The following is a 12,610-nucleotide window of genomic DNA, read 5'->3' as shown; positions in this document are numbered from 1 at the left end:
GGACGGGTGGACTCCCCGCCCACATCGATGATGTCGGCTCCGCTTTCGAACAGCCGCACCCCGTGCCCGATCGCCAAATCCGGATCGAGGTAGCGGCCACCGTCGGAGAACGAGTCACTGGTGACATTCACCACACCCATCACCACACACGACCGCCCCTGTCGTGGGGTCACTCCGGGCTGTGGGACGACCCCCGGCAGGAGCCGGTGGGTATCGGCAACCGTTTCCCCGGTGCCCGGTGAGCGGCCGGTCACTTGCGCAGGATCAGCTCGAGGGCCTCGGCGCGTGAGGCCGCATTGGTCTGCAACAGGCCACGCACCGCCGATGTGGTGGTGCTGGCGCCCGGCTTGCGAATACCCCGCATGGCCATGCACAGATGTTCTGCCTCGACCACCACGATGGCCCCGCGCGGGTCCAGTTTGCGCATAACGGCATCGGCGATCTGGCTGGTCAGCCGTTCCTGCACCTGAGGACGTTTGGCATACAGGTCGACCAACCGGGCCAGTTTGGACAGACCGGTGACCCGGCCGTGCGGACCCGGGATGTAGCCGACGTGCGCGACACCGTGGAACGAGACCAGATGGTGTTCACAGGTCGAGTACATGGGGATATCGCGAACCAGCACCAACTCCTGATGTTCCTCGTCGAAGGTGGTGTCGAGAACCCGGTCCGGTTCCACGTAGAGACCGGCGAACATCTCACGGTAGGCGCGAGCCACCCGAGCAGGGGTGTCCATCAGACCGGGGCGGTCGGGATCCTCCCCGACCGCGATCAACAGTTCCCGTATCGCGGCCTCGGCCCGCGGCTGGTCGAACGGTTTACCGGTATGCCGTGCGACGAGTGCCAGGCCGTCGTTCTCGACTCTTTCGCCCAGGTCGGCGGGGATCTCCGGGGCAGTGGACGCCCGACCGTTGCTGTGCTGGTTGGCCGACAAAGAGGACACCTCCAAATCTCAGGTGCGGCTACGCGCCCGACACCATCGGTGACCGAGCGTAAACCGCGCCGGTCAGTGCCGACCGTTCGGTTCATCCCAGGGCCGGGCGGTCCCCTCACCACCGTCGTCCCCGGCCTCTCCCGGTGCGGATTCACGACCGCTGTCCGGCTGTCGGTAACCCTGCGGCTGCTGTTCCGGGGTCGCACCCGGAAGCCCGCCGTAACCGGATGGCTGCGGCTGTTCCTGCGGTGGCCATCCGGGGGCCGACCAACCGGCGGGAGCGCCGTAGTCGGGGCGGGACCCCTGGGTGCCGCGTCCCGGATATGCCGGGGTCGGCCGGGACGGCAGCGGATGACCGAAACCCGACTGCGGTGGAGTTCCGGCGGGCTGCGGATAGCCATTCGCGGGGCCGGCCCCGGCGGACGCGGGCACGGCAGGCTTGGGAGCCGGTTCCGGTGGCCAGGGCTCGCCCCGTTCGGCGGCCAGCTCACCCGGGGTCTTGATCGGCGGCTTGTCGGAGGGCACCCGATCACCGAAATCGTTGAAGGCGGTGATCCGCGGGCGCTTCTGCACCGAGGCGAGGATCGTCTCGAGCTCCCGACGGTGCAGGGTCTCCCGCTCCAGCAGCGCCGCGGCCAAATCGTCGAGCACGTCCCGGTACTCGTTGAGAATGGACCACGCCTCGGTGTGCGCGGCCTCGATCAGATTGCGCACCTCTTCGTCGATGGCGCCCGCCACCTCGTGCGAATAGTCGGGGGCGGTGCCCATGGAACGACCGAGGAACGGATCACCGTGGTCCTGGCCGTAGCGGACGGCGCCCAGTTTCGCGCTCATACCGTATTCGGTGACCATGGCCCGGGCGATCTTGGTGGCCTGGTCGATATCGGAGGACGCGCCGGTGGTCGGCTCGGCGAACACCAACTCCTCCGCGGCGCGACCACCCATGGCCATCACCAGGCGGGCGATCATCTCCGAGCGGGTCATCAGGCCCTTGTCGTCCTCGGGCACCGTCATGGCGTGTCCGCCGGTGCGACCGCGGGCGAGGATGGTGACCTTGTACACCGGCTCGATATCGGGCATCGCCCAGGCGGCCAGAGTGTGACCACCTTCGTGGTAGGCGGTGATCTTCTTCTCGTGTTCGCTGATGATGCGGCTCTTGCGGCGGGGACCACCGATAACCCGGTCGACCGACTCCTCGAGCGCCTCCCCGGTGATCATCGAACCGTTCTCCCGGGCGGTGAGCAGAGCGGCCTCGTTGATCACATTGGCCAGATCGGCGCCGGACATACCTACGGTGCGCTTGGCCAGGCCGTCCAGATCGGCGTCCGGCGCGATCGGCTTGCCCTGCGAGTGCACCCGCAAAATGGCGCGCCGACCGGCCAGATCGGGATTGGTGACCGGGATCTGGCGGTCGAACCGACCGGGACGCAGCAGGGCGGGGTCGAGGATATCGGGGCGGTTGGTGGCCGCGATGAGAATGATGCCGGTACGGTCGCCGAAACCGTCCATCTCCACCAGCAGCTGGTTCAGGGTCTGTTCGCGCTCGTCGTGGCCGCCCCCGAGACCGGCGCCGCGCTGGCGGCCGACGGCGTCGATCTCGTCGACGAAGATAATGCACGGGCTGTTCTGCTTGGCCTGTTCGAACAGGTCACGGACCCGGGAGGCACCGACACCGACGAACATCTCCACGAAGTCCGAACCGGAGATGGTGAAGAACGGCACACCCGCCTCCCCCGCGACGGCACGGGCGAGCAGCGTTTTACCGGTGCCGGGCGGACCGTAGAGCAGCACACCCTTGGGGATCTTGGCGCCGAGCGCCTGATAGCGCACCGGGTTCTGCAGGAAGTCCTTGATCTCGTAGAGCTCTTCGACCGCCTCGTCGGCGCCGGCCACATCGGCGAAAGTGGTCTTGGGCATGTCCTTGGACAGCTGTTTGGCCTTGGACTTGCCGAAGCCCATCATGCCGCCGCGACCACCGCCCTGCATCCGGGACATCACGAAGACGAACAGGCCCAGCAGGATGATCATCGGTAGGACGAACAGCAGGATCTGGGTGAACCAGCTCTCCTGCCGCACCACCGTGTTGTACGGGGCACCGGAGTCACGTACGGCCTGGAAGACCTGCGCGGAGGTGTCGCTGCCGCCCGGATACTTGGCGATGATCTTGTCCCGGCCGTCGGTCGCGTCGTTGCCGTTGTTCAGCTCGATCCGCAGCTGCTGCTCGCGATCATCGATCTGAACATGCTTGACATTGGCCTTGTCCTCGAGCTGGCTCAGGGCCACCGAGGTGTCGACACTCTGCCAACCACGCGTATCGTTGCCGAAATAGCTGAACAGATAGATCACGAGCACGATGCCCGCGATTATCGCCAGGGTGCGAAACACTGTCTTGCGGTTCATAGAGCGTCGGCCTGGCGGCCAGTCCTTTCGGTGGTGTCTCCGCGTTCTTACCTAGCGATGCGTCTGAAGATCGTGGCGCAACCCACATCGTTTCCGCCTCGTGAACGGATTCGGATGCGGATATGCCACGTTACCGCGTACGGTCTACTCGTTACATCGCGCTACTGACTTACCTCGCACACAAAGTCCGGCAGGTGATGCAGTTCAATGGGTAAACGGTCGGAAAACACCGGTAGTTCCCGAACACCTGCCGACCGGTCGAGTTCGAGCGATCACATCATGGCACGCACGACCGACGACAACCGCACGACCGATGACAACCGAAGGCGCGACCCGAGCGCAGGGGGTATGAACATAGTCGAGCTACGAACACCCACAGCGATAGTGCGGCACGGCCGCGGTCGCCTGACCGTGCTGCGTCCGGGCGCGGACGGCGACGAGGCCGATGAACGGGTCCTGGACGTCCCGGTGACCGAGCTACTCCAGGCCAAACTCAGCCGGCGCGCCGACGACGCCGTCGTCATCGAGATCTACCTGCGATATCCGACTCCGGTCCTGACCGGGGTGCCGGCGGACCGCACCCCCTTGCCGGTGCTCATCGCCGAACACGACGTGCCCGCGGCCGCCGAGATCGTCTCCCGCATCAACGACCAGATCCTGGCTGCGCGGCGGATCGATGTCGCCGCCCCCGATCTGACTCCGCCGACGCCGCAATGGGTCGATGACCGGCCGATTCGCGCTGATGTGGATCGGGCCGTGCACCGGATGTCCGTTCCCGGGGAAGGCCCGGAAGCCGACGCGGCCGTCGCCGATCTACACGGCTATGCCGGCCCCGACGAATACGTTCTCGAAACGGCCTTCGTCGTCGCCCGCCCACCGGTGGGCGACGGACCGGGCCTGCTCGCGGTGACCAGCCGGCGATTGCTGTTCATCTCCACCGCCGCCGGCGAACGACAGGCCCATGAGCTGCCGATTCCGGTCATCATGTGGGCGCATGCCATCGAGGGACCGATCCTGGGCGCGGCCGAAGCGGGCGCTCCCGACGACGCCGGTATAGATATCCACGACGGCAACCTCACCATGCGCTTCCTCGGCCGGGATCGGGCCGATACGGAACGCGTCACCTGCGCGGTGAACTTCGCCGTCCGGTTGATGGCCTTCGACGGACTGGCCGGTCCTCCGGATCCCGGGGTCGGGCAGCTGTACTCGGAATGGGAGCTATTGGTCGAACGGCATTCGCTCGGCATGGTGGACGATACGCAGTTCCAACGCTACGGCCGCGGTATCCTGCGTTCGCTGCCCGGGGTATGACCCGCTACGGGTGCAAATCGATCCGCCGCCATGGGCTGGACGGCCGCAACCACAGCCGCAGCAGTTCCATTCGGCGATCGACCCCGCCGTCCTTGAGTTCGGCCAGATCCTCTCCGGCCTGCCAGTAGGTCCAGCCGGTGAGATAGGCGTCACCGAACTGCCGCCAGTTCCGATACTTGCGCTGCGCGAGTGGCAACGCGCGGGCCAGATACCGCCAGGCGGTATCCGCATCGATATACCCGGCGGTATAGGCCATCCGGGCCACCGCGACCACCCGGGCCAGATCCCAGGCGTGGATATCGCTGGGCAGCGGCCGGGACAGATGCTCGGTGAAACCGATCTTGATGGCCTGGGACCAGATGTCGTAGTCGCGGACCAGCGCCTCCGCATTATCGATACCGCGGAACGCGGCCACCTGGCGCAGGAACGCGCGGTGCCGATCGGCGCGTTCGCCGAATCGGTCGCGTTCGCTGGCATTGAGCGAGGCCATGACCAGCGGATGAACCAGGGCGTAGAGCGGGGCGTGCATACCCTCGAGCAACTGTTCCATGGTGGCCCGGGCCTCGGTGCCATCGGTGATGCCCCATGCGCCGGTGAGGGTATCGATGGCCAGTTCGCGCCGATCGCCGAGGGGATGGTCGCGCTCGGGACCGAGCAGCAGCGCGTCGTGGAAGGCGTCCCAGCGGGCCGAGTAGAAGCCGCCGAGCGATAGGGCGCGCAACCGATCGTCCTCGATCTGCGCACCGGACCAGTGGTCCTCTTCGCGCTTGTCGAGCTCCGGGTAGGGAAACGGGGTGAGTACGGGCGATCCGGCTGCGGCCATACCGCGAGTCTAGGTGGATCGACGCTCCTGTGGACCGACGCGAACGGATTGTCTTCGCGCGAAACGGTAGGTGCGGTTCCGGTCTCGTACCGGCCGCGATCCGCCTCGACAGTGGGTAACCGAAAGATTTTCACATCTTCATCCGTGTCCCCGACACGCCGACACTTCTTGGCTTAGTGTTCTTCCATGTGTAGAAACATCACCGTTTTACGTGGCCTGGAGCCCCCTGCGACCGAGCAGGAGATCTACGCTGCCGCCCTGCAGTACGTGCGCAAGGTCGGCGGGTTGTCCGGACTGAGCTCCACCACGAAACCGGCGGTCGACAAAGCGGTGGCGGCCATCGCGGCGGCAACCACCACGCTGCTGGCCGAACTGCCGGAACGGCGGGTTCCGCCGGCCACCGAACCACCACTGCGCCGGATCGCCGCCCACGAAGGGCCATAACGGCCACATCCCGGCTTCCCGATCACCGGCTCGAACGCCGCCGGCGCGACCGGGGGACGGTACGGCGCCCACCCGCTCCCGCCACGAGAGTGAGATATTTCGACACAAAGTGTGTCACGATCACAGTCGGTGAGCCGATTCACACGAATCGCTCGCCGGTGTTCACAGCACGACGCAGTGGGAGAACAGCAGTGACCAATACCGAACCGGCCCGAACCGAAAAACCGCCGCAAGCCGACGGAGATACCGCCACAACCCAGACCGGCACGGCCGCGGGCGAGCAGACCGTGGTCCTGCAAGTGCGCAATCCGGCCACCGGCGAAGTGGTCGGCACCATACCGGACGCCCCTGCCGAAGAAGTCGCCGCGAAGATCGCCGAGCTGCGCAGACACCAGCCGGAATGGGAGGCGCTCGGTCCCGACGGGCGCAAGAAATGGCTGCTGAAATTCCAGGACTGGATTATCGATAATACGGACCATCTGGCCGATGTCGTGCAGTCCGAAACCGGTAAGCCCCGGGTCGACGCGCTCATCGATCCGACCTTCTCCGTCGACCTGATCGGCTACTACGCCCGTCGAGCGGGCAAATTCCTCAGCGACGAGCACCCGGCGCCGCACAGCCCGCTGGCCCGGGTCAAACGGCTGACCACGGTCTACCAGCCCTATCCGGTGGTCGGTGTGATCACCCCGTGGAACTTCCCGCTGGCCATGCCGGCGCTCGATGTGATCCCGGCCCTGGCCGCGGGCGCGTCGGTGATCCTGAAGCCGTCGGAGGTCACTCCGCTGTCCGCGCTGGAACTCGCCCGCGGCTGGGCCGAGATCGGTGCGCCCCCGGTACTGACCGTGGTGACCGGCGCCCGGCAGACGGGCGAGGCCGTGGTGGCCGGGGCCGACTACATCCAGTTCACCGGCTCGACTGAAACCGGCCGCAAGATCGCCACCGCCTGTGCGGAACGACTCATCCCCTACAGCCTGGAACTGGGCGGCAAGGACCCGGCCATTGTGCTGGCCGACGCGGATCTCGATCGGGCGGCGCACGGCATAACCTTCGGTGGGATGTTCAACTCCGGCCAGGTCTGTATCTCTGTGGAACGGGTGTATGTGGAGGCGCCGGTCTACGACGAGTTCGTGCAGAAACTGGCTGCCAATGTCGCGGCGCTACGCCAGGGCCGCGACGGTCGCACCCCGAACCACGATGTCGGCGCAATGGCCAACGAGAGCCAGGTGAACATCGTGCAGCGACATGTCGACGAGGCCGTTGCCGCGGGCGCCTCCGTGCTGGTCGGCGGTAAACGGACCGGGGTCGGCACCTTCTTCGAACCGACCGTGCTGGTGAACGTGGATCACAGCATGACATGCATTCGGGAGGAGACCTTCGGGCCGACGCTGCCGGTGATGAAGGTCGCCGACGAAGCCGAGGCGATCCGTCTGGCCAACGATTCGCCCTACGGTCTGTCGGCCACGGTGTGGACCGGCGACAAGGCCCGTGGCGAACGGATCGCGCGGCAGTTGAACGCCGGCGCGGTCAATGTCAACGATGTCTTCGCCAACCTGTTCAATTTCGCACTGCCGATGGGCGGGTGGGGCACCTCCGGCATCGGCGCCCGCTGGGGTGGCGCCAATGGGGTGCGCAAGTATTGCCGCGCCAAGGCGATCACCGTTCCGATCCTGCCGACCCAGGAGAAGGAACTCACCTGGTTCCCGTATCAGATGCCAAAACTGTTGATCGCGCTCGGCGCCATGCGCGCGGCGAGCGCGCGCGGGCTGCGCCGTATCGATCTGCCCGGCCTGCTTCGATTCAAGGGAGACAATCGGTGACCAGGACGGACAAAATTCGCGACAAGGTTGTTGTGATCACCGGCGGTGCCCGGGGTATCGGACTGGCCACGGCCACCGCCCTCCACAACCTGGGCGCCAAGATCGCCATCGGCGATATCGACGAGGCAACCGTCAAGGAGTCGGGCACCGCCCGTGACTTCGAGTTCTACGGCAAGCTCGATGTCACCGATCCGGAATCGTTCACCGCCTTCCTGGACGAGGTGGAGCGCACACTCGGCCCGATCGACGTGCTGATCAACAACGCCGGCATCATGCCGACCGGCAAGGTGATCGACGAACCCGACAAGGTCACCCGGCGCATTCTCGATATCAACGTCTACGGCGTGATCCTCGGATCCAAGCTCGCGCTGGCCCGCATGCTGCCCCGCAAACGTGGCCACCTCATCAATATCGCGTCGCTGGCCGGCGAAACACATTTCCCGGGTCTGGCGACCTACAACGCCAGCAAGCACGCCGTGCTCGGTTTCACCGACACACTGCGCGAGGAGTACCGGGGCTCCGGAGTGCATTTCTCCTCGGTTCTGCCGACGCTGACCAATACCGAACTCGGTTCCGGGGTGTCGTCCGACAAGCTGCTGCGTGCCGCCGAACCGGAGGAGATCGCCGCCGCGATCGTGAAGCTCATCGCTTCGCCGAGGTCGAAAGTGCGGATCACCGCGGTCGCCGGGTTCACGGCCCAGTTCATGAACCGCCTGTTGCCGGTGGCGGTGGCCGATGCCATCGGACGAGCCCTGGGCTCGGGCACCGCTTTCCTCGACGATGTCGACAGCGAACAACGCAAGGCCTACGAGGAGCGCGCACGACAGGGCTGATACCGCCGAAGTTCGATGCCCGCGCCGCGGTCCGTTCCGTCACGGATCGCGGCGTCGGCATGTCCGGGCACGCCGGATACACCCCCCTCCAAACCGATTGTGACCAATATCACAATCGGCTCCGCAAATGGCGAAAAGGGACTTCCGTGGCGCCGACAACCGCTCACCGCCACCCCCTTGCAGCCTCCTTGCCGAGGTCGCGCCCGAAGAACGCCCCGGATCCACGACCCCCGAGCACCATAAATCATTCGCTTCCGCTATGACCGAATCGATCGGCACGTGCGGACGTTCACAATCGAAGCTGCGCAACAACGCCTGGGACAATATGCTGTCATTAACAAACCTGGCGACTGTTTAGCACACGGTATTCGAACTCTTTGATCACATTAGGGCTGGAAATTCAGGATCGATTCTGATAGCAAGGTGCTATGGACCCGCATTTACGCGATCTGCGGTACTTCGTCGCCGTCGCCGAAGAACTGCATTTCACCAACGCCGCTCAGCGGCTGCACATCGCTCAACCCACCCTGTCGCGGCAGATCCGACAACTGGAACGTCAGCTCGATGTGGTCCTGTTCGATCGCAATCAACGCAGTGTCGCCCTCACCGTCGCCGGCAAGGAGTTGCTGGACGGCGCCCGCAAGATTCTCGAACTCTGGGAGACCACCAACGAATCGCTCCAGGAAGCCGGGGAGGTGCTACGGGTCGGCCTGCAATCCACCCTCGGTCGCGGTCTGCTGAACGACCTGGAAAGCGCCAGTGGACATCGGCTTGCCCTGCACCCCGCGTCCTGGACCGACCCGTCCAGCGGATTGGCCGGACGACAGGCCGACCTGGCACTGGTCTGGTTGCCACTACCCGATTCGAACCGGTACCGGTGGCAGGTGCTGCGCACCGAACGCCGGTGGGTGCTACTACCCGAGAACCACCCCCGGGCCGGGCAGGAAGCCATCGACTTCGCCGATGTGGTGGACGAAGCGTTCATCGCCCTGCCGGCGGAGGCCGGAGCGGTCCGGGATTTCTGGCTGGGCAACGACGCCCGCAATGGTCGGCCCGCCCGGGTCGGCGCGGAGGCCACAACCCACGAGGAACGACTCGAGGCGGTGGGACTCGGACTCGGCCTGTGCCTGCTCGCCGAGAGCAATGTCCCCATGTACCGCTGGCCCGGTCTGACCGCCCGGCCGGTAACCGGATTGCCGCCGTGCGAGCTCGCCGTGGCCTGGCGAGCCGACGACAACCGCCCCACCATCCTGGAATTCGCGCATCGCGCACTGGAGGGTGGATTCGCCGAGCCGCACGCACTGCCCGCCTCCGCCTGAGGTAGCCGTTCGTGTATCGAGTGAGGCCCGCGCAACCAGCGCATATACCAGCTACTCTCCGATAAGATTTTCGGTAGAGCGCGCGGCATCGTCATTGGCGGTGGGGCGGTGGACTCGAGTCGCCGCCCCCACTGCCGACCGGTACCGCTTCCGGTAACAGCCGAGCGATCAGGACCGGCATGGACCCTCACTCGAAGTCCGGCACCGAAGACGGGACGGTAACGCGAACCACCGTTCCCGAGGCAACCGTCGCGGGCACCCGCGTCACGGCACCACCCGCCGGCGATGCCGTGCAGGCGGCACTCGACGATATCGAGATCGGCAACCGCATCGGCGACTTCGATCTGCTCACCGAACTGGGCAGCGGCGCATTCGCCCGGGTCTTCCTGGCCCGGCAGCGGTCCATGCAGCGAATGGTGGCGGTGAAGATCTCGGCCGACCGGGGCACCGAACCTCAAACCCTGGCCCAGTTGGACCACGACTACATCGTCCGCGTCTTCGACCAACGCCTGCTCGATACCGATATCGAGCGGTCGGAACGCCGCCTGCGGCTGCTGTACATGCAGTTCCTCCCGGGCGGCACCCTGCTCAATGTCCTGCGCTGGGTTCGCGCCACCCCGCCAGAGAAACGCAGCGGTCGATTGCTGCTGGACGCTGTGGACGCGGCCATGGAGGAGAAAGGCGAAATACGGCCGACCGATTCCAGCGTGCGCGCCGAGATCGCCCGGCTCAGCTGGCCGGAAACCGTGGCCTGGTTGGGCCGCAGGCTGGCCGAGGCGCTGGACTACGCCGCGGCACACGGCGTCCTGCACCGGGATGTGAAACCGGCCAATGTGCTGTTGAGCGCGGAGGCGATACCCAAACTGGCCGATTTCAACATCAGTTTCTGCCGAGATGTCGAAGGCGCGGGCCCGGTGGCATACTTCGGCGGCTCGCTCAGCTATATGTCCCCGGAACACCTGGAGGCAGCGCATCCCGATTACGACCGCTGGGCCGCCGACCTGGACACCCGCGCCGATATCTATTCCCTCGGCGTGGTGCTCTGGGAACTGCTCACCGGTAGCAAACCCTTCGACGACACCACCGCGGGTAACAATCCACGCAACGACAAGTTCGTGCTGGAGGCCATGCTGCAACGGCGATTGCGCCGGATCGGCGAGTCGGCCCTGCAACGTGTTCCGGCGGACTGTCCCGCCACCCTGCTCCGGGTGCTACAGACCTGTCTGGAGCCGAACCGCAACGACCGTTGGTCCCATGGCGCGGTACTCGCCAAACAGTTCGAACTCTGCCTGGACCCGCACGCTCGCAATGTGGTCGATCCGGCACCGGGCAGTTGGCGGCTGCGGCTGCGTCCCTGGCCGTGGATGATAACCGTGCTCTTCCTGGCGATCGGGGTACCGAACATCCTCGCGGCGCTGTACAACATCCACTACAACCGCCGACTGATCATCGACCGGCTGCCCACCGGCGCCCAGGAGACCTTCCTCATCGTCACCGGCACGGTGAACGCCATCGGCTTCCCGCTCGCGGCGTTGATCCTGCTCTATCTATCCCGCAAATTGATCTCGGTCCCGCACGGTCTACACCAGGGCAAACGCTATAACGCGGCCACGCTCCGGCAGGCGCGGCTCGATTCCCTGCTCCTCGCCGACCGGGCGGTGTTCGTGGTCTTCCTGATGTGGGCGACCTCGGCGATAATCTTCCCCACCGCACTGCACCTGGTGACCGGCAGCCTGCCCGCGCACTCCATGGTGCATCTGCTCGCCTCGATCGTGGTGTGCGGCGCGATCGCCGTCACCTACCCGTTCTTCCTCGTGGTCTTCTACATGATGAGCTGTATCTACCCGCTGTATCTGCGGCATGGTGAGATCAGCACCTCCGACGCGCTACGCCTGCGCCGACTGGACCGCCGCTGCCACTGGTACCTCACCCTCGCTGCCTCGATACCGCTACTCGCGGTGGCGGGTGTGACATTTCTGCCGCCCGCCGATATCTCCGCGGTGATCGTGGCGATCCGGCTGCTGTGCCTGGGGGGTGTTATCGCTTTCGCCGGGTCGTATCTGCTCTTCCGCGCCCTGAGCGAGGATTTACGAGCCCTGGAAAGAGTGGTCGCGCCCGACGAGGCGTTCCTGCGTCGCAGATACGGGACCGCTTCGCCGGGTGTGGCTCAGGACTGACCGCCGTAGACCCGAGGGTGCAGGGTGCCGATATACGGCAGATCGCGGTAGCGCTCGGCGTAGTCGAGGCCGTAGCCGACGACGAATTCGTTGGGAATGTCGAACCCGACGTGGGTCACCTCCACCTGAGTCCGCAACGCATCCGGTTTACGCAGCAGGGTGACCACTTCGAGCGAAGCCGGGTTACGGGTGGACAGGTTGCGCTTGAGCCAGGACAAGGTGAGCCCGGAGTCGATGATGTCCTCGACGATCAGCACATTGCGGCCCGCAATGTCCTTGTCCAGATCCTTCATGATGCGCACCACCCCCGACGAGGAGGTGGACGAGCCATAGGACGAGACCGCCATGAACTCCATCTGGGTGGGAATCGGTAGCGCCTTGGCCAGATCGGTCATGAAGAAAATCGCGCCCTTGAGCACACCGACCAGCAGTAGATCCCCCTCCGGGGCATCGGGCGGATACCGCTTGGCGATCAACTCGGCCAGTTCGGCGGTCTTGTCGGCGATCTGTCCTTCGGTGATCAGGATCGAGGCGATATCGTTCCCGTACACG

The 12,610-nt window shown here is 65.6% G+C and carries 11 protein-coding genes; 6 read left to right on the top strand and 5 right to left on the bottom strand.

All coding sequences use genetic code 11. The features are described from left to right. From ON32_RS27475 to ftsH, 3 genes are all read right to left on the bottom strand, one after another. Positions 1-200: dihydropteroate synthase (locus ON32_RS27475; RefSeq protein ID WP_373284230.1), on the bottom strand; the 200-nt coding region annotated here is incomplete at its 3' end. A gap of 50 nt (positions 201-250) precedes the next feature. Next, a complete protein-coding gene (gene folE / locus ON32_RS01505) occupies positions 251-874 on the bottom strand; it encodes a GTP cyclohydrolase I FolE (RefSeq protein WP_085995101.1) in 624 nt (207 codons plus the stop codon). A gap of 132 nt (positions 875-1,006) precedes the next feature. Beyond that, positions 1,007-3,334 carry an ATP-dependent zinc metalloprotease FtsH gene (gene ftsH, locus ON32_RS01500; protein WP_040788129.1) on the bottom strand — a complete coding sequence of 776 codons (2,328 nt, stop codon included), beginning with the start codon at positions 3,332-3,334 and terminating at the stop codon, positions 1,007-1,009. A gap of 348 nt (positions 3,335-3,682) precedes the next feature. Between ftsH and ON32_RS01495 the strand changes: the two genes are divergently transcribed. Next, on the top strand, positions 3,683-4,645 hold the full coding sequence (locus tag ON32_RS01495; RefSeq protein ID WP_051132754.1) for a hypothetical protein: 963 nt from the start codon (positions 3,683-3,685) through the stop codon (positions 4,643-4,645). A 4-nt stretch (positions 4,646-4,649) separates the two neighbouring features. Here ON32_RS01495 and ON32_RS01490 read toward each other — a convergent pair whose 3' ends face one another. Further along, positions 4,650-5,468, bottom strand: a complete 819-nt coding sequence (locus tag ON32_RS01490) for a DUF1266 domain-containing protein (RefSeq protein WP_040788126.1) — start codon at positions 5,466-5,468, stop codon at positions 4,650-4,652. A 186-nt stretch (positions 5,469-5,654) separates the two neighbouring features. Here ON32_RS01490 and ON32_RS01485 point away from each other — a divergent pair, with 186 nt between their 5' ends. From ON32_RS01485 to ON32_RS01465, 5 genes are all read left to right on the top strand, one after another. Further along, the gene (locus ON32_RS01485) at positions 5,655-5,912 is read left to right on the top strand and encodes a DUF2277 domain-containing protein (protein ID WP_040788125.1); all 258 of its coding nucleotides are present in this window, start codon (positions 5,655-5,657) and stop codon (positions 5,910-5,912) included. 191 nt (positions 5,913-6,103) lie between these two features. Continuing rightward, positions 6,104-7,729: an aldehyde dehydrogenase family protein gene (locus ON32_RS01480; RefSeq protein WP_040788124.1), complete on the top strand. Its 1,626-nt coding sequence runs from the start codon at positions 6,104-6,106 to the stop codon at positions 7,727-7,729. Further along, positions 7,726-8,562 carry an SDR family oxidoreductase gene (locus tag ON32_RS01475; protein ID WP_085995100.1) on the top strand — a complete coding sequence of 279 codons (837 nt, stop codon included), beginning with the start codon at positions 7,726-7,728 and terminating at the stop codon, positions 8,560-8,562. Before ON32_RS01480 ends, ON32_RS01475 begins: the two co-directional genes overlap by 4 nt. 428 nt (positions 8,563-8,990) lie before the next feature. Continuing rightward, positions 8,991-9,881, top strand: a complete 891-nt coding sequence (locus tag ON32_RS01470; RefSeq protein WP_040788123.1) for a LysR family transcriptional regulator — start codon at positions 8,991-8,993, stop codon at positions 9,879-9,881. Positions 9,882-10,060: 179 nt separating this feature from the next. Then, positions 10,061-12,058 (top strand): serine/threonine-protein kinase, encoded by a 1,998-nt coding sequence (locus tag ON32_RS01465; protein ID WP_083873863.1) that lies wholly within the window; start codon positions 10,061-10,063, stop codon positions 12,056-12,058. Here the strand turns inward: ON32_RS01465 and hpt are convergent. Next, complete coding sequence (hpt, locus tag ON32_RS01460; RefSeq protein WP_040788121.1) at positions 12,049-12,609, bottom strand: hypoxanthine phosphoribosyltransferase; 561 nt, start codon at positions 12,607-12,609, stop codon at positions 12,049-12,051. The two genes, ON32_RS01465 and hpt, sit on opposite strands and share 10 nt — an antisense overlap. Between the last annotated feature and the right edge of the window lies 1 nt (position 12,610).

Origin of the sequence: Nocardia paucivorans NBRC 100373 (assembly GCF_000308675.1) — a bacterium.
GTDB classification, from domain to species: Bacteria; Actinomycetota; Actinomycetes; order Mycobacteriales; family Mycobacteriaceae; genus Nocardia; species Nocardia paucivorans.
Note: the sequence above shows the minus strand (reverse complement) of the source record. Positions and strands in the feature narration are given on the sequence as shown.

Excerpts from the sequence above, each read along its gene's own strand:
- ftsH (WP_040788129.1), bottom strand. The coding sequence starts at position 3,334 with ATGAACCGCAAGACAGTGTTTCGCACCCTGGCGATAATCGCGGGCATC.
- ON32_RS01495 (WP_051132754.1), top strand. The coding sequence starts at position 3,683 with ATGAACATAGTCGAGCTACGAACACCCACAGCGATAGTGCGGCACGGC.
- ON32_RS01490 (WP_040788126.1), bottom strand. The coding sequence starts at position 5,468 with ATGGCCGCAGCCGGATCGCCCGTACTCACCCCGTTTCCCTACCCGGAG.
- ON32_RS01485 (WP_040788125.1), top strand. The coding sequence starts at position 5,655 with ATGTGTAGAAACATCACCGTTTTACGTGGCCTGGAGCCCCCTGCGACC.
- ON32_RS01470 (WP_040788123.1), top strand. The coding sequence starts at position 8,991 with ATGGACCCGCATTTACGCGATCTGCGGTACTTCGTCGCCGTCGCCGAA.
- ON32_RS01465 (WP_083873863.1), top strand. The coding sequence starts at position 10,061 with ATGGACCCTCACTCGAAGTCCGGCACCGAAGACGGGACGGTAACGCGA.